The organism is Methanobacterium lacus, assembly GCF_000191585.1.
GTDB classification, from domain to species: domain Archaea; phylum Methanobacteriota; class Methanobacteria; order Methanobacteriales; family Methanobacteriaceae; genus Methanobacterium_B; species Methanobacterium_B lacus.
The window spans coordinates 990,779-1,006,859 of record NC_015216.1; the positions used below are offsets into that span (position 1 = coordinate 990,779).

General features: G+C 35.1%; 19 protein-coding genes. 15 read left to right on the forward strand and 4 right to left on the reverse strand.

The genetic code is table 11. The features are described from left to right. Positions 1-185: 185 nt before the first annotated feature. The 11 genes from hcp (at position 186) to METBO_RS05060 (ending at position 10,017) form a co-directional block, all read left to right on the forward strand. Positions 186-1,490, forward strand: coding sequence for a hydroxylamine reductase (hcp, locus tag METBO_RS05010; RefSeq protein WP_013644592.1), 1,305 nt, complete (start codon positions 186-188; stop codon positions 1,488-1,490). A gap of 279 nt (positions 1,491-1,769) precedes the next feature. Beyond that, a complete protein-coding gene (locus METBO_RS05015) occupies positions 1,770-3,503 on the forward strand; it encodes an ATP-binding cassette domain-containing protein (RefSeq protein ID WP_048186365.1) in 1,734 nt (577 codons plus the stop codon). A gap of 157 nt (positions 3,504-3,660) precedes the next feature. Then, a complete protein-coding gene (locus METBO_RS05020; protein ID WP_013644594.1) occupies positions 3,661-4,062 on the forward strand; it encodes a universal stress protein in 402 nt (133 codons plus the stop codon). A gap of 86 nt (positions 4,063-4,148) precedes the next feature. Beyond that, the gene (locus METBO_RS05025; protein WP_048186366.1) at positions 4,149-4,454 is read left to right on the forward strand and encodes a hypothetical protein; all 306 of its coding nucleotides are present in this window, start codon (positions 4,149-4,151) and stop codon (positions 4,452-4,454) included. An 89-nt stretch (positions 4,455-4,543) separates the two neighbouring features. After that, on the forward strand, positions 4,544-4,975 hold the full coding sequence (locus METBO_RS05030; RefSeq protein ID WP_013644596.1) for a pyrimidine dimer DNA glycosylase/endonuclease V: 432 nt from the start codon (positions 4,544-4,546) through the stop codon (positions 4,973-4,975). Between the two features lie 99 nt (positions 4,976-5,074). After that, a complete protein-coding gene (locus METBO_RS05035; protein WP_013644597.1) occupies positions 5,075-5,233 on the forward strand; it encodes a rubredoxin in 159 nt (52 codons plus the stop codon). A 96-nt stretch (positions 5,234-5,329) separates the two neighbouring features. Beyond that, complete coding sequence (gene rd, locus METBO_RS05040) at positions 5,330-5,491, forward strand: rubredoxin (RefSeq protein WP_013644598.1); 162 nt, start codon at positions 5,330-5,332, stop codon at positions 5,489-5,491. A gap of 76 nt (positions 5,492-5,567) precedes the next feature. Next, complete coding sequence (locus METBO_RS05045) at positions 5,568-6,077, forward strand: ferritin (RefSeq protein ID WP_013644599.1); 510 nt, start codon at positions 5,568-5,570, stop codon at positions 6,075-6,077. Positions 6,078-6,283: 206 nt separating this feature from the next. Then, positions 6,284-8,350 carry a phage holin family protein gene (locus tag METBO_RS05050; protein ID WP_013644600.1) on the forward strand — a complete coding sequence of 689 codons (2,067 nt, stop codon included), beginning with the start codon at positions 6,284-6,286 and terminating at the stop codon, positions 8,348-8,350. Between the two features lie 343 nt (positions 8,351-8,693). After that, the gene (locus METBO_RS05055) at positions 8,694-9,380 is read left to right on the forward strand and encodes a peroxiredoxin (protein ID WP_013644601.1); all 687 of its coding nucleotides are present in this window, start codon (positions 8,694-8,696) and stop codon (positions 9,378-9,380) included. 22 nt (positions 9,381-9,402) lie between these two features. Then, a complete protein-coding gene (locus tag METBO_RS05060) occupies positions 9,403-10,017 on the forward strand; it encodes a superoxide dismutase (protein ID WP_013644602.1) in 615 nt (204 codons plus the stop codon). 79 nt (positions 10,018-10,096) lie between these two features. On the opposite strand, the gene METBO_RS05065 is transcribed toward METBO_RS05060, so the two are convergent. Further along, positions 10,097-10,264 carry a rubredoxin gene (locus METBO_RS05065; RefSeq protein ID WP_013644603.1) on the reverse strand — a complete coding sequence of 56 codons (168 nt, stop codon included), beginning with the start codon at positions 10,262-10,264 and terminating at the stop codon, positions 10,097-10,099. Between the two features lie 148 nt (positions 10,265-10,412). Here METBO_RS05065 and METBO_RS13580 point away from each other — a divergent pair, with 148 nt between their 5' ends. The 4 genes from METBO_RS13580 to METBO_RS05080 all read left to right on the forward strand — a co-directional run bounded on the left by METBO_RS13580 (position 10,413) and on the right by METBO_RS05080 (position 13,663). Then, entirely contained in the window at positions 10,413-10,550 is a 138-nt protein-coding gene (locus tag METBO_RS13580; protein WP_013644604.1) for a hypothetical protein, read from the forward strand. A 588-nt stretch (positions 10,551-11,138) separates the two neighbouring features. Beyond that, positions 11,139-11,480 carry a DUF5518 domain-containing protein gene (locus METBO_RS05070; RefSeq protein ID WP_013644605.1) on the forward strand — a complete coding sequence of 114 codons (342 nt, stop codon included), beginning with the start codon at positions 11,139-11,141 and terminating at the stop codon, positions 11,478-11,480. A 372-nt stretch (positions 11,481-11,852) separates the two neighbouring features. Next, positions 11,853-13,151: a phenylacetate--CoA ligase family protein gene (locus tag METBO_RS05075; RefSeq protein ID WP_013644606.1), complete on the forward strand. Its 1,299-nt coding sequence runs from the start codon at positions 11,853-11,855 to the stop codon at positions 13,149-13,151. Between the two features lie 80 nt (positions 13,152-13,231). Further along, positions 13,232-13,663: an ACT domain-containing protein gene (locus tag METBO_RS05080; protein WP_013644607.1), complete on the forward strand. Its 432-nt coding sequence runs from the start codon at positions 13,232-13,234 to the stop codon at positions 13,661-13,663. An 82-nt stretch (positions 13,664-13,745) separates the two neighbouring features. Here the strand turns inward: METBO_RS05080 and METBO_RS05085 are convergent, their stop codons facing one another. From METBO_RS05085 to cofC, 3 genes are read right to left on the reverse strand one after another with little or no spacing between them, the layout of a single operon-like run. After that, positions 13,746-14,543 carry a double zinc ribbon domain-containing protein gene (locus tag METBO_RS05085; protein WP_013644608.1) on the reverse strand — a complete coding sequence of 266 codons (798 nt, stop codon included), beginning with the start codon at positions 14,541-14,543 and terminating at the stop codon, positions 13,746-13,748. A gap of 55 nt (positions 14,544-14,598) precedes the next feature. Continuing rightward, positions 14,599-15,351, reverse strand: a complete 753-nt coding sequence (gene thiD / locus METBO_RS05090; RefSeq protein WP_013644609.1) for a bifunctional hydroxymethylpyrimidine kinase/phosphomethylpyrimidine kinase — start codon at positions 15,349-15,351, stop codon at positions 14,599-14,601. After that, complete coding sequence (cofC, locus tag METBO_RS05095) at positions 15,348-16,031, reverse strand: 2-phospho-L-lactate guanylyltransferase (protein ID WP_013644610.1); 684 nt, start codon at positions 16,029-16,031, stop codon at positions 15,348-15,350. Before cofC ends, thiD begins: the two co-directional genes overlap by 4 nt. Between the last annotated feature and the right edge of the window lie 50 nt (positions 16,032-16,081).

A 16,081-nucleotide genomic window follows, 5' to 3' on the forward strand; every position in this document is an offset into this window, starting at 1 on the left:
ACTTCTTTTAATGTCTGTGGTTTTATTCGTTAACGATAGTATGGAAACCGTAACTTATAAATATCTTGTTCGTTTATATTAGAACATTCGTCTGTAAACGAACATATTTTTGTTTGCAATCGAGCATGATAAATGTTTTGGAAGACATAATAAAAACTATAAATTAGTTATGGGAGGAGAAAGTTATGCCAGAAAAATTGGATATGTTTTGTTATCAATGCAGTCAAACAGCATTTGAAACTGGATGTACAGTGAAGGGTGTTTGTGGAAAGGAAGCAACTGTAGCCAGATTACAGGACAACCTTTTATTTTCAATGAAGGGAATATCAGCTTACCTTTACCATTCAAGAGAATTGGGATACACAGATCCTGAAGTGGATCAATTCCTTGAAAAGGGGTTCTACTCAACGCTCACAAATGTAAACTTCGATCCAGCAGAATTTGTTGAACTAGCCAAAGAATCCGGCATGATGAATATTAAGGCCATGCAGCTGCTTAAAAAAGCTCATATAGAAACCTATGGAGAACCAACACCAACCGAAGTTAAAGTTGGATCAGTTAAAGGTAAGGGAATAATAGCCACTGGCCACAGTTTAAAAGCACTGGAAGAATTACTAAAACAGACCGAAGGAACAGGTATTAACGTATACACTCACTCAGAACTGCTACCTGCGCATGGATATCCTGAGCTAAGAAAGTACAAACACCTCAAGGGACAAATAGGTGGGCCATGGTTTGACCAGAAGAAGACCTTTTCAAACTACCCTGCAGCAATAGTTGGAACATCAAACTGTGTTCTTATCCCAAAAGATGACTACAAGGAGAGAATGTTCACAGTTGGAGTAGCACAGCTACCTGGAGTTACCCATATCGAAGATTACGACTTTACACCAGCCATAGAAATGGCAAAATCCCTCCCTGATCTGGAAGATGAACCTAGGGACACAGTACTTACAACAGGATTTGGCGCCTCAACCATACTTGCACTGGCAGGAAAGATCAAAGAACTTGTATTAGCAGGTAAAATTAAACATTTCTTCGTAGTTGGTGGATGTGACTCACCTAAACCTCAGGCCAAGTACTACACAGAATTTGTCAAAAACCTGCCTGAAGATGTCATAGTACTGACACTTGCATGTGGAAAGTACAGATTCAATGATATGGATCTAGGAAACATAGAAGGAGTTCCAAGGTTAATTGATCTAGGTCAGTGTAACGATGCAATAGTAGGTATAGACGTTGTTGTAGCACTTTCAGATCTCTTTGAAATGGAGATAAACGATCTTCCACTCACATTCGTACTGAGCTGGATGGAACAAAAAGCAGCAGCAATCCTATGGAGTCTTCTTGCATTGGACATCCAAAATATGTATCTCGGACCAATAGTACCAGGATGGGTTAACGACGAAATCTTAAAAGTACTAGTGGACAACTACGGTTTAACACCTATTGGAGACCCAAAAGAAGACATAAAAAAGATGTTAGGTTAAAGTACAAATTTTTTTAACCTATTTAATTACTTTTTTTTTAATCTGAAAATTTAAAATACAATTTATCTAATTTTAAATCTGTTTAATCACTACTTTTCTAAAAGTAGTGTGCACACTAGTTTTATAGGGAATTTTTTCATTTTTAATATCTAGATATTTTGAATTCAATTATAGATAACTTATTATTGATGCTAATACAAACTGGAAATCTATATACTTAAAAGAAAAATTTATAATGATAATATCAAGTTTAATTGATTAATACAACGGTGATAATCAATGATTAATATTAAAAATGTTTCCAAGACGTTTAAAATGGATGATGGTGCAGAGATCAAGGCTTTAGATGATATCAGTATTGATGTAAATGATGGGGAAATACTGGGCATAATCGGTGTCAGTGGATCAGGAAAAAGTACACTTCTTAGAATATTAAGGGGTGTTGAAAAATTCGATGCTGGAGAAATAGATATAGATGATGTGCATGTAAAGTTTGACTCCAATCCATACTACTTCACCAAACTTAAACAGGAAACAGCCATACACCTTCAAAGGTCCTTCGGCCTATGGGCAGAAACAGCACTTCAAAATGTGGTAAGAAAACTCAACGGTGCTAAATACGGAGATGAAGGATTAACAGATTTTAACTATGCTTACGATGAATTTGGAGATGAGGCCAAAGAAATTCTTAAAGTTGTGGGATTGGAACACAAAGCCGATCACTTCGCACCAGTTCTGAGTGGTGGAGAAAAACAAAGACTGATCATGGCGAGACAACTTGCAAAAAAACCTAAAGTACTTCTTTTAGATGAACCTGCCACAATGTCATGTCCTAAAACTAAACAGGATGTTTTAAATGCTATAAAAAATATTAACAAGAAACTTGGAGTAACAGTTGTCATAGTATCCCACCTTCCTGAAGTTCATCTTTACCTGTCTGACAGGTTGGTAATGTTAGAGAATGGTAAATTAATAAAAGAAGGAACTCCCGAAGAAATCATTCCAGAATTCATATCCGAAATGGCCGAACCAGAACCTCCAAGAAAGCCTGAAGACCTAGGTGAAGAGGTAATAAAAGTTGAAAATATTGATAAAAGGTTTGTTCTTCTTAAAGGTGGAAATGTTCTTGAAATAGAGGATATTAATTTTGATGTGAAAGCAGGGGAAATAATCTCACTCATTGGAGAAAGTGGAGCAGGCAAAACAGTTCTCCTTCGAATGATGGGAGGAATGGAAATTCCAGATTCTGGGACTGTATATTTCAAACTCGAGGACAACTGGGTTAACATGAATGATCCTGGATTTGACAGGATGAAAGTCAGACGTAAATTAGGGTTCATGCATCAGGAATTCGCACTCACACACCACGCAACAATCAAGGATCAGATTGCAGCAAGACTGGGAGTTAAGGGCGAAAATGTTATAATGCATGCCAAAAATGTAGCAAAAGAGTTAGAAATAAGTGATAAAGTATTAGACCTTCTTTACCAGCTAACCGACATTCCAGAAACAGAAGCTAAGGCAAAACTGGACAAAATTGGACTAAACTCAGATATTTTAGATCTGCTCTTTCCAAGCTTCCCTGATACTGAAGTTAAAAAATATGCAGAGCCTGTTTTCAAAGCACTTGATCTACCCCTTGAAATACTTGAAAGAAAATCATATGAACTATCTGGCGGTCAGAAAGTCAGAGCAACACTTGCACTAATTCTTACATCACAACCAGATGTTCTCATTCTAGACGAACCATTCGGAGACTTAGATCCAATAACACTTAGAATTGTATCAAACTCTTTAAAACGAATTAACAAAGAATTTAATACAACTATACTCATGGTTAGCCATCATGTTGACTTCATAGAAGAAGTATCAACCCGGGCAATTTTGATGGACAATGGTGAACTTATAATGGACGGCGATCCTCACAAACTTGCAGGTGAATTTGTTAAAAGATGTAAAGCAGATTATTTAGTTGGTTTTGAAGATCTTAAAAAGCAACTTGCTGGTGATTGAAAATATTAAACCCGTACTTCACTTGGGTGGCGTAAATTTAGTAGTTGGAGTTCATCTAAGAGATGTCTAATTAGATTAAAATCAGAGAAAAAACAAAGTATAAATCAGTTCATTAGTAATAAAAATTTCATGATGATACTGTTAGGAGGGATTGTAGTTGTTTGAAAGAATCATGTTTCCAACGGATGGTTCAGAGTATGCAGCCAGGTCAGAGGATATTGTAATGGAAATGGCTAAAAAATTCGGTTCAACTGTGGTGGCAGTGAACATTATCGATGATAAATTAATATATCCATTCGAAGTCCTTGAAGATGAAGGTAAATCCATACTTAGCCATGTGAGTGAAAGGGGACAAAATGAAGATGTTAAAGTTGAAGAAGTGTTAATTGTTGGAAGTCCAACCCACGACATGGAAAAAATTGTAAAAAAAACAGAAGCAGATCTAGTTGTGATTGCAACCCATGGTAAAACCGGGCTTGAAAAACTCATACTCGGAAGTGTGGCTGAAAGTGCTTTAAAAACAGTTAAAGTACCTGTTTTACTCGTTAAAAAAACTTAATAGGAATTATTTTGTGCAATACCCAAATTTTCTTTTTGAATATGGGTTTGCCCATAAACAAGTAAAAAAAAGAAGGGGACGTTAAATTGGAAATAATAACCATGGTAAAGGGAAAAATAGCAGATGAAGATATTAATGCTTTTGAAGAGGCATACGATTCAATTAAAGAAGAACCAGCTCCTGAAGGATTAGTTGCATCTTACCTTCTAAAGGACATGATCGATCCAAATATTTACAAAGTAGAAACTGTATGGGCTAACCCAGAAACCCTAAAGAAGATCATGGGAGAGGGATCAGCATCTGCTGATATTAAACTGTTTGAAAAATTCGACACAGACCCAACCGTCGAAATATACGAAGTTAGGAACAACTTCCCCCAGTACGAAGAATAAAGTGACAAACTTTGGATTCAAAGGTATGAATATTACCTAAGCATTCTTTTTTTTTTAAATTAAATTTTTCATATTATTAGGGGTTGAAAATGAGACTTTGGAGTTTACATCCTAAATACATGGATTCTAAGGGATTAGTTGCTCTGTGGAGAGAAGGATTATTGGCAAGAAAGGTTTTGCTAGGTGAAACAAAGGGTTATAAAAATCATCCTCAACTCATAAGATTTAAAAACCATAAATATCCATTAAAAGCCATTGATACCTATTTATTCAATGTATATTTGGAATCTAAGCTTCGTAACTACAATTTTAACAGGTCCAAGATCGGAAACAAGTTCACAGAAGAACTCGTGGAAGTAACTGAAACCCAACTGGTATACGAACTGGATCATTTGAGAATTAAATTAGAAACCCGGGATCATGACAAATATTTAGAATTAAATGATATAATCGTTCCAGACCCGAATCCATTTTTCAGAAAGGTTGATGGTGATATTGAAACCTGGGAGATACAAAAATAAAGTTAGATCTAAACAGACCAAACAAAAAAATTTTTATTCAATTAAACACATAATAATAATGTGAAAGGTTTTGCATTAGCTAAAAGAGGTGTTATGTATATGAAGAGATACAAATGCAAGGTTTGCGGATATATTTACGATCCAGAGGTAGGTGATAAGAAGGGTAAAGTAGAACCTGGAACCGCCTTCGAAGATCTTAAAAGCAATTGGCACTGTCCATCCTGTGGTGCTGGTACCAACAGATTTGTGGCTGTTTAAAAAAATGTTTTAACCCATCAAAAAATTATTATTCCTGTAACCACATAATCAAATTTAGAATCTAAATTATAAGATAAAATTATTAGGAGATGTAACATGAAAAAATATCTATGTACAGCTTGTGGCTATGTATACGACCCAGAAGAAGGAGACCCGGATAATGGAATAGATCCTGGAACAGCATTTGAAGATTTACCAGATGACTGGGTTTGCCCACTTTGTGGAGTTGGAAAGGAACTCTTTGAAGAAACAGACTAAAAAAAATATTTTTTTTCTCGAACATTTTATTTTTTAAATCATTAAATTTTTTCAAATCATATTAGGAGGGAAACTAATGGATGAAAAAATGGTTGAATCTCTAAACAGCCAATTAAATGCTGAAATGTACTCTGCATATCTTTACCTGTCTATGGGAGCTTACTTTGAAGATTTAGATTTAGGTGGGTTTGCAAATTGGATGAGGGTGCAGGCTCAAGAAGAAATGACACATGCCATGAAGATACATGACTTTATAATTCAAAGAGGAGACCGGGTCACCTTAACCAAGATCGAAGCTCCTCCAACAGAGTGGGAGTCTCCTGTAAATGCATTTGAGCATGTTTATAAACATGAACAGAAGGTTACAGGTTTAATTAACCAGCTTGTTAACTTGGCACTTTCTTTGGGAGACCATGCAACCAACAACTTCCTTCAATGGTTCGTTGCGGAACAAGTGGAAGAAGAGGAATCCTCAAGTGGAGTTCTAAAAAAGGTTAAAATGGCCAACGATTCCTTAAGTGGAATGTTAATGCTCGACAACGAACTATCACAAAGAATTTTCACACCCCCTGCAACAACAAAATAACAATTTCATCTTCTTTTTCTTTTAAGTATTCAGACATCTTATTTTTATTTTGCCATTCCCTACTTCATGTCAAAAAAACCAACAATAATAAGTTCTTTTCTTCCAAACATCTCAACTTCATCTACAGTGAAATTATAATGGATAAGTTCATGTATATGAATATTAAATTTATTTTTAATTAAAAAAAAATGAACTCTGGGTGTAGTATGGAAGATTACGATCAAAAATATTATAAATCTAGATTCTACTGGCTATGGAGAACAATTATCCTATGGATAGGTTCATCGTTAGGATTCATGCTTGTTGCTTATTTATCAGTGGGACTCAGCGTTGATTCTTGGGAAACAGCGTTTGTTGTTGCTGGAATTGTAGGTATATTAAATGCTATATTATGGCCGCTTCTATCCAGAATTCTACTTCCTTTTATGGTTTTCACAGTGGGAATTGGTGCATTACTACTCAATGGACTTCTCATATGGCTTGCTACTAATTTTACTACAGGAGTAACCATTGAAGGACCTGCATTAATAATTACTCCCATTGCAATGGCTGCAATTTCAACATTACTAAATGGAGTATTGACAATAGATGACGATGCCACATGGTACCGGGGTATAAGGGACAAAGTTAAAAAAATTGACAAAGATTCAGTTACCAAAACTCCTGGAGTGATCTTCATGGAGATAGATGGACTTGCAAAGAACATCCTCTTGGAAGCAATTGAATTAGGAGATATGCCCACACTTAAAAGGTGGATTGAAGAAGGATCACACGAATTAAAGGGTTGGGAAACTGACCTATCAAGCCAAACTGGTGCCAGTCAAGCAGGAATATTACATGGGAACAATGAAGACATGGTTGCATTTAGATGGGTTGAAAAAGATAACAACAACAAAATCATGGTTTCAGTTGGTTTAAATGACGCTCCCATTCTTGAAAAACGAATATCTGATGGTAATGGACTTCTTGCCCAACATGGGGCAAGCAGATCAAACCTATTTTCAGGAGATGCAAATGATGTTATCTTCACATTTAGCCAGATGAAAAACCTTGGAAAATTTTACAACAAGGCATGGAAATATGTTTTTTCAAATCCATCTAATTTCAGTAGAATAGTGTGTTTATTTCTTTACGACGCATTATTAGATTATATATCACAGCTGATACATAGATTCAAGGACATTAAACCCAGAATTTATAGGGGATTTGCATTTCCATTTATCCGGGCAGGAGCCAACGTATTTTTGCGTGAAATCACTACTTTGGCATTGATGGGGGACGTATTAAAAGGCGAAATTGATGTGGCATACGTTACATATTTGGGATACGATGAAATTGCACATCACTCCGGAGTAAGGGACTTTGATGCATTCATCGCACTCAAGGATTTGGACAAACAATTTCACAGGGTAGAAATGGCATCTAAACTGTGCCACAGACCTTACCAACTTGTTGTCCATTCTGATCATGGTCAAACCAACGGAGCAACATTTAAACAGAGATACGGATTATCACTGGAAGGTTTGGTAAAGGAACTCTTACCTTTAGAAACACAAATATTTGCTGATATGTCACCATCCACCGGTGATCACTTTGTTTCTGCCTTCACATTGCCTGGAGATAAGGTTAAGGAATACTTCAATGATAAAACCCATGATGTGAATAGTTACATCCAGAGGTACAATCCACTAAAAAAACCGGATCTAGTAAGCGAAACAGACGCAAATGTTCTTGTACTAGCCTCTGGTAATTTGGGTATGATATATTTAACAGACTATGTTGAGAGACTCAGTTATGAAGAAATAAATCAGATCTACACAGATTTAATTCCAGGACTTGCAAACCACGAAGGTATATCATTTATAATGGTTAATTCTGAAGTTAATGGCGCACTCGCAATAGGAAGCAAGGGGACTTATTATCTTGAAACAGATGAGGTTAAAGGAGAGAATCCATTAGCAGATTTTGGTGAAAACATAGCTAAACATCTCAGAAGAACCCATGGATTTGAACACACCCCAGATATACTTGTTATCAGCATGTACGATAAGGAGAAAAATGAAGTTGCAGCATTTGAAGAACTTGTTGGGAGTCATGGAGGTGTGGGTGGGGAGCAATCGTATCCATTCATTTTACATCCAAGTAAATGGAACATCCCCGATGGAATAGTAGGGGCTGAAAATGTTTACCACGCATTCAAATCTGAGATTTCTAAAAGCAATCCTGAACAGACGGATCAAAGTTCATGTGAACTGGAACATACCTTAAACTGATAATAATTCAATAATTCTAATTTTTAATTATTTTCTTAAGCTATAGTTGAAGCTTTCATTATCCTAACTGAATTAAAATTATTAAAACGGTCACGTGTTATGCAGCTTAGTTAAAAACTGAAGACCTCCCTTGGTTGATGCATGATCAGTAAAAAGTTAGTTGCAAACCTTCCAAATCAACTGATGTTAACACATATAAGTATGATCCGGATTATTTTACTTAATTAACCGATTATAGATTTATTAAAACTTAATTAAACTCTAAATATTCCTTTTCAAAAGAATTAAATAAAAATAACAACATAATTAATGTTGTTTATGTATGAAAACGTGAGGGTGTTTTATGGGTGAAAAAATTTACGTGACAAAAAAAATCAAGCATAAAGAAAAGGGAATGCCATTAATTGGTGATAAATTCCCAAAAATGGAAGTTCAAACTACTAAAGGAACAGTGAAACTTCCAAAAGCTTTTAAAGGAAAATGGTTTGTTCTATTTAGCCATCCTGCAGACTTTACGCCGGTTTGTACAACAGAATTTTTTGCCTTTCAAAAGAGGTATGAACAATTTAAAGAGTTAAACTGTGAACTTATTGGCCTTAGTATCGACCAGATATTTGCACACCTCAAATGGATAGAATGGATAAAGGATAATTTGGATGTTGAGATAGAATTCCCTGTTATTGCTGATACTGGATGTGTAGCAAACAAATTGGGATTGATACATCCAGCCAAAGCAACCAACACTGTTAGAGCTGTTTTTATAATTGATCCCAAGGGAATAATACGGGCAATACTCTACTACCCTCAAGAACTGGGACGAAACATTGACGAAATTCTTCGAATGATTGAAGGTTTCAACCAGATCGAAGAAAAGAAAGTAGCCATACCTGCAAATTGGCCAAAAAATGAATTAATAGGTAAAGGACTTATTATTCCGCCGGTACCTGACATTAAAAGCGGAAAAAAACTTGCAGACAAGTATAAATGTTATGATTGGTGGTTATGTTATAGAAATTACTACAAATGGTAATATAAATGGAGGTTTTAAAAAAATGGTACAAAAAAACTATCAATTACCAGAACTACCTTACGGTTACAAGGATCTTGAACCCTACATATCTGAAGAACAGCTCAAAATTCACCATACTAAACACCATAAGGCCTATGTGGATGGAGCAAATGCCATACTGAAAAAATTTGACAACCGTGGTTCTGAAGAGTTTGATGTTAAGGCTGTTTCAAAAGAACTTACCTTCCATGTTGGAGGATACGTTTTGCACAAGTTCTTCTGGGAAAACATGGGACCTGCAGATAAGTGCGGAGGGGAACCAACAGGCACAATAGCAGAATACATAAAAAAAGATTTTGGAACCTTTGAAAGATTTAAAAAAGAGTTTTCTCAGGCAGCTACAGGTGTTGAAGGTTCAGGATGGGCAGTGTTAACCCTATGCAGAATGACCAATAGAATATTCATAATGCAAGTAGAAAAACATAATGTAAATATTATTCCGGGATTTAGGATAATGCTTGCTTTAGATGTGTGGGAGCATGCCTACTACTTGGACTACCAAAACAGAAGACCTGACTACGTGGAAGCTTTTTGGAATCTTGTAAATTGGGAAGAAGTAAACAGAAAAATGGATGTTTGGTTGAGTTCACCACTCTAAACTAACATTCCACAGCTTTATTTTTTTTATAAGATGGTAGAAGACAAAAAAAAATAAGATATTCTTTAAAAATAATGAATTAAGGTCTTTTTGTAATTTTGAACCTTCTTTTAGCTGCACCACACGATGGGCAGAACCACATATCAGGAAGATCCTCAAAATCAGTTCCAGGCGCGGTGTTGTTTCTTGATTCTCCCTTTTCTGGATCGTATACATAACCACATATTCCACATCTATATCTTTCCATGAATAAAAACCTCCATAAACAAAGTTACTTAGTCACTAACTGGATCAAAGAATCAAATCTTATGTATTAATATGTATTTTAGATAATAAAAAATTTATCAAAGGATATTAGTCTTACTTTAAATAAGAGCAAAGAATGGAGTTAAATTATGAAAACAGAAAAAGAGATTAGAAGAATGATTGAAATCTTAGAAAAAACTAAAATTCCCTCTGAAGATGATAAAAACAAGGTTAAAATACAAATTGACATTTTGAAATGGGTTTTAGGTGAACCTGTAGAACATTAAACCATAACACATAATTTCTTAAAACTAAAATTTAATTAGTTTTAAATTTGGCTTGTTTTACTAAATCCATTACTTCTTTTTCATTTATTTCAGAATCGATCAAGATAAAAAATAGTTTTCATCCTAGTCACTGACGAAGATACTGGGGCTAATATGTATTTAACTTTAAAATTATTGGTTTCTAATCATTTTTAATATTAATAGTTATGCTATAAACTTTCAATTAAAATTTCAAGTAAACTTTATACTCTTAATAAATTTTTAACAGTATATAAGGATTTTTAACTAGAATAATATTATTACAATAATAAAAATATTTATTAATAAGGGAGTACATATAGTAAGTATGCGAACGGGATGCAATTAAACTAAAACATAATATCATTACACTTTCGCTGAATTTGTAAGTAAATAAAGGCGATAGATGAGAATATGCCATTTTCAAATATTCTATTGTATATCAAAACAATTTTGTTCATAGTTTAAGTTTTGAAAATGAAAAGGCGATTAAAGACGAACTAATCGAAAAAAGAGAAATATGGGAATTTTCAAATCTTAATTTCTTTTTTTTTGAAAGGAGGTAATTGAGTGATAAATTGTCCTGCAGTAATAATTGGTTTCATAATTGCAATAGTGTTAAGCATAATTGGTGGTATGTTCGGATTGTTTGGTTCAGGGTTTGGTGTCTTAATAGCCGGAGCAATTGTTGGTTTTATGGTAAACGGAGATATTCTTAATGGAACGATGCATGGAACACTCATAGGTATTGTGGGTGCATTAATATTGGCACTTTTAGCCATATTATTTGGTCATGTTTCAACAATAATTGCATTGTACGTGGGTGTTGCTACAGTTGGATCTGTTTTACTGTCCATAGTGATGGGGGCCATTGGTGGAGCACTAGGATCTCTTTTGAGTAGGTGGATTTAAATGTATTATGTTCTCATGGAGTCAGGTTAAAATGAAATTGAAGACGAGAGCTGTTATGGAAAGAAGTAGTTGATGAATTCGATGATCAAGTAGGAATAGTCGAGGATGTTGAATGGAGTGCAATAAAAAACTTCACAAATTTTGAACTTATCTGTTGCTTACAATTTAATTATTTTTAATTAAACCACCACATATCATAATATTATTGAAATTACCTTAATAATAAAACCTGAAGAGACCCATGGTTTTTTTTGAGATTTTTATATCATTAAAATTAAAGCATATATTAGTAATATTTAAAGGTAGATTTGAATAAATTCAATTATGAATTTAATTTTCTTGTTTATTTATAATTTTGAGGGGAGGAACTGAATGATCTGGAATGAAAAGGCTGAATGTATGTCTGAAGATGATTTAAAGGAACTGCAACTTCAGAGATTACAAGCAGTAGTTAAGATGGCCTATGAAAAGGTACCCTACTACAATAAACGTTTTACCGACTTAAAAATTGAACCTGAAGATATTGAAACTTTAGAAGATATTGAAAAGCTTCCTTTTACAAGTAAAACAGACCTTCGGGATGCTTATCCATTTGGAATGTTTGCAGTTGATACAGAGGACATAGTCGAAGTACACACAACATCCGGTACAACAGGCAAACCCACTGTATCGGGATACACAGAAGCAGATCTAGATTTATGGGGTGAAGTGATGGCCAGAGCCCTTACAATGACTGGTGTGAAGAAGAATGATAAGGTTCAAAACAGTTATGGTTATGGGCTTTTCACAGGAGGTATGGGAGTTCACTACGGTGGTCAAAAGATAGGTGCAACAGTCATACCAATCTCTGCTGGAAACACCACCCGGCAGCTTGAAATAATGCAAGACTTTGGAACAACAGTTTTAACATGTACTCCATCCTACGGGCTGTACCTTGCTGAGGTGGCTGAAAAAGAAGGAATAGATCCAAGTAAGCTCAAGCTTAAAGCAGGTTGTTTTGGAGCAGAAATGTGGACTGAAGAGATGAGGAATAAATTGGAAGAGAGATTGAATATTTCTGCCCAAAATATCTATGGGTTAACAGAAGTAATCGGACCCGGAGTTGCAATGGAGTGTCCTGAAAAGAATGGTCTGCACATATTTGAGGATCATTTTTACCCAGAAATAATCAATCCAAAAACACTTAACCAGTTACCTGAAGGAGAAACAGGAGAACTAGTATTAACCACTCTAACAAGGGAAGGCATGCCTGTTATAAGGTTTAGAACTAAAGATATAACTGCTCTTCGAAGGGGTGTTTGTGAATGTGGTCGAACACAAGTTAAAATGGATAGGATCACTGGTAGAAGTGATGATATGCTTAAAGTTAGAGGAGTAATTGTTTTCCCATCCCAGATAGAAAAAGCACTTCTGAAGATCGAGGGATTAGAACCACAGTACCAAATCATAGTTACCAGACCAAAGCATCTGGATGAACTTGAAGTACAAGTTGAAACATCACCTGCACTCTTTTCAGATGAAGTAAAGCACATAGAAGAAGTTAAGAAGGATATAGAAAACAGAATTCACAGTGAAATTGGTTTAAGAGTCAATATTTCACTAGTGGAACCGCAAAGTCTCCCTAGAAGTGAAGGAAAGGCTGTTAGGGTAGTTGATAAAAGAAATATCTAAATTTATACGTGATTTGTATGGATACAATTAAGTTGGATCCTTGCAAACCATGTTAGGATTTCAAAAAGGAGGTATTTTCTATGAAGTTGAAACAGATATCAGTATTTCTTGAAAATCGTAAGGGCAGATTATGGAAGGCATTAAACATTCTTTCCAATGCAAAAATAAATATCAGAGCTCTTTCAATTGCAGACACATCTGAATTTGGAATTTTGAGGATGATTGTTTCTGATACCGAACTTGCAAAACAGATCCTAGAAGAATCTAATTTCGTAGTAAAGGTAAATGAGGTCATTGCAGTTGGTGTTTCTGATAATCCTGGAGGACTTGAGGGTGTTCTTGAAATTTTTAACGAGATGGATGTAAATGTGGAGTACATATATGCATTTGTTGAGAAAAATGGAGAAAAGGCTGTCGTAGTTATTCGAACAGAGGATATCGATGCGGGGGTAAATGCTCTTAAAAATGGAGGTATAACAATACTTTCAGAAGAAGAGATTAAAAGCATCTAAAAAAAAATTAATTGTGGGATGAGGGGATTTTAAGGAATTAATAGTTGGATTTCACCTTAGATTCTCCAATTCAATTTTACACTCATACCATGTCAAGATATTTGGATTTGATTGATTCAAATTCTTCAGGAGTTATCGCTCCAATATCCAATAATTCTTTTGCTTTTTTAATTTTATCCATTGGATCATCAATTTCAGCAGATTTTAAATCTTCTTTATTGTTCTCATGTGCCTTGGGATACTCAACAGATTTTTCAACTGGAGGAATATCAAATTTCTCACCACAGACAACACAGAACTTAGCAGTTTTAAGATTTTTAGCTCCGCAGGACTTACAAGTTTTCTTGCTATCCCTTTGATTGATTAAACTTTGATCTGGAATTGATGATGGCAAACCCTGAGTTTTAATGTGATTTATTTCAGATTTTTCTTTTTCATCAACTTCACTGGACTTGGTATCCGCATCAGGTACAGTTTCCTGGTTTTGTATATCACTCTGAATGTTTTCAACTTCTAACTCAGATTCAACAGATGGTTCGTTATCGATACAGTTTTCATCTTCGGTCTTTTCATCTTCAACTAAATTTTGGGGTTTTTCTTCTTCTTTAGTTTTTGTTGATTCTTGGGTTGTTAAATTGTTCCCACATTTGATGCAGAACTTGGCTGTTTTTGGGTTTATTGTTCCACATGTACTGCATGTGATACTGACGTTCGTTTCAAGTTTTTTTCCGCACTTTACACAGAATATTGATTTTTCAGGATTCTTAAATTTGCAGTGTGGGCATGTTTTGTACTTCCCAGTTTTTTCATCCTGTTGTATTTCACTTAACCCTTTACGTTTTCTCTCAAGTCTTCTTTTAATTTCCTCGTTAGAAACCAATGATAAAACCCCCATCTATTAAAATTATAATGCCATCATTAAATATTATTAAAGATTAACAAGATCTCTTGCCATGAAACTGGTCTAGTGTTCCCCACTTGCCATGTTCCACACCATGTTTAACAAATTCAACAGCATCCTCCACAGATCTCTTCAAACTATTATTTTTTAATAGTCCCACTGTCACTGCGGCAGAGAATGAACAGCCTGTTCCATGAACTTCAACATCTCCAATCAATTCGTTTTCAATCACCTTCAATGTTCCATCAAAAACTACGTTAGAACCATTTAGATTACCGCCGGTTATAACCACGTCACATATTTTTCCAATTTTAACAGCAGCTTCAACTGCGTCATCAATGGATTCGATTTTCTGGCCCGATAAAAGTTCTGCTTCATATATATTTGGTGTTGTGAGGGTTGCATTTGGAAGGAGATACTTCTTAAGTTCCTTTGTATATCCATCAACAGAAAGTTCAGCACCACATCCTGCAACAATGACAGGATCTACAACCACTTTGAGGTTGTGTTCTTTTGTTTTGGCCCCAACAAGTTTTAGATTTTCTTTGTTGTAAAGCATGCCAGTTTTACAGTATTTTATGGGATAAACATTAAGAAGAGTTTCTAACTGTTTTTCTATGAATTCTGTTGAAACTGGTTCTATGGCCTCTACTCTTTCAGGATTTTGAGCAGTTAAAACTGTTACAACTCCAGTTCCATAAATTCCCATGGCCTGAAATGTTTTAACATCGTTCAGAATTCCTGCTCCCCCTGAAGGATCATAACCTGCAATCGAGAGGGCAATCATGGATTTATTTCTCTCCTTTCAATTTGTAAACGTTCCTTCCCATGTATTGGAACTACCACTAGACCTTCCTTGCTTAAAAATTTCTGGGCTTCGGTTCCTGATCCATGTAGCATTATCTCCCCCAGGTCTTCTGCAGTATTAACGTCTAAAGCCATGTAAAATGAATCATAAACCTTCACCATCAAGTTTTTCGATTCTGCTATTTTAATATGTTCAAAGAAGCTACAATCACCAAAGAGCATTTCCATCCCATTAACCGGACATAACATGGCATTTGTTCCACCTCCCTTAGCAGGTGCAATAACCATGTCATTTTTTTCGCCCAACTTTAACATTTCAGCTACATATTCTGGTCTGATTAATGGAACATCTGAAGGAATTATCAAAACTTGATCTGCTTGGGATGAGCACCATTTAATGGCCTGTTTCAATGCCCCGTTTAAATCAGTTGAACCTTCTTCCTTGATTGGAATGACTTCAAGGTTTTTCACATAGTTTAAAACGTCTTCATCCGAACTTATAACAACAATATTCTCTACAAGATTTCTCAACGCATTTGTAACATCCTTTAACATTGATTTTAAAAGATTTTCGCGTTGTAATGGAGTTAATGTTGGTGATAAACGTGTTTTAGCATGTGTGAATCTCGAAACTGGGATGATGGCAAATGTTTTCTTCATAGAACAAAACCTCTTTAATTAAATTATTGGAAAAGACCTGTTACAAAAAA

Excerpts from the sequence above, each read along its gene's own strand:
- hcp (WP_013644592.1), top strand. The coding sequence starts at position 186 with ATGCCAGAAAAATTGGATATGTTTTGTTATCAATGCAGTCAAACAGCA.
- METBO_RS05015 (WP_048186365.1), top strand. The coding sequence starts at position 1,770 with ATGATTAATATTAAAAATGTTTCCAAGACGTTTAAAATGGATGATGGT.
- METBO_RS05030 (WP_013644596.1), top strand. The coding sequence starts at position 4,544 with ATGAGACTTTGGAGTTTACATCCTAAATACATGGATTCTAAGGGATTA.
- METBO_RS05035 (WP_013644597.1), top strand. The coding sequence starts at position 5,075 with ATGAAGAGATACAAATGCAAGGTTTGCGGATATATTTACGATCCAGAG.
- rd (WP_013644598.1), top strand. The coding sequence starts at position 5,330 with ATGAAAAAATATCTATGTACAGCTTGTGGCTATGTATACGACCCAGAA.
- METBO_RS05045 (WP_013644599.1), top strand. The coding sequence starts at position 5,568 with ATGGATGAAAAAATGGTTGAATCTCTAAACAGCCAATTAAATGCTGAA.
- METBO_RS05050 (WP_013644600.1), top strand. The coding sequence starts at position 6,284 with ATGGAAGATTACGATCAAAAATATTATAAATCTAGATTCTACTGGCTA.
- METBO_RS05055 (WP_013644601.1), top strand. The coding sequence starts at position 8,694 with ATGGGTGAAAAAATTTACGTGACAAAAAAAATCAAGCATAAAGAAAAG.
- METBO_RS05060 (WP_013644602.1), top strand. The coding sequence starts at position 9,403 with ATGGTACAAAAAAACTATCAATTACCAGAACTACCTTACGGTTACAAG.
- METBO_RS05065 (WP_013644603.1), bottom strand. The coding sequence starts at position 10,264 with ATGGAAAGATATAGATGTGGAATATGTGGTTATGTATACGATCCAGAA.
- METBO_RS13580 (WP_013644604.1), top strand. The coding sequence starts at position 10,413 with ATGAAAACAGAAAAAGAGATTAGAAGAATGATTGAAATCTTAGAAAAA.
- METBO_RS05075 (WP_013644606.1), top strand. The coding sequence starts at position 11,853 with ATGATCTGGAATGAAAAGGCTGAATGTATGTCTGAAGATGATTTAAAG.
- METBO_RS05080 (WP_013644607.1), top strand. The coding sequence starts at position 13,232 with ATGAAGTTGAAACAGATATCAGTATTTCTTGAAAATCGTAAGGGCAGA.
- thiD (WP_013644609.1), bottom strand. The coding sequence starts at position 15,351 with ATGATTGCCCTCTCGATTGCAGGTTATGATCCTTCAGGGGGAGCAGGA.
- cofC (WP_013644610.1), bottom strand. The coding sequence starts at position 16,031 with ATGAAGAAAACATTTGCCATCATCCCAGTTTCGAGATTCACACATGCT.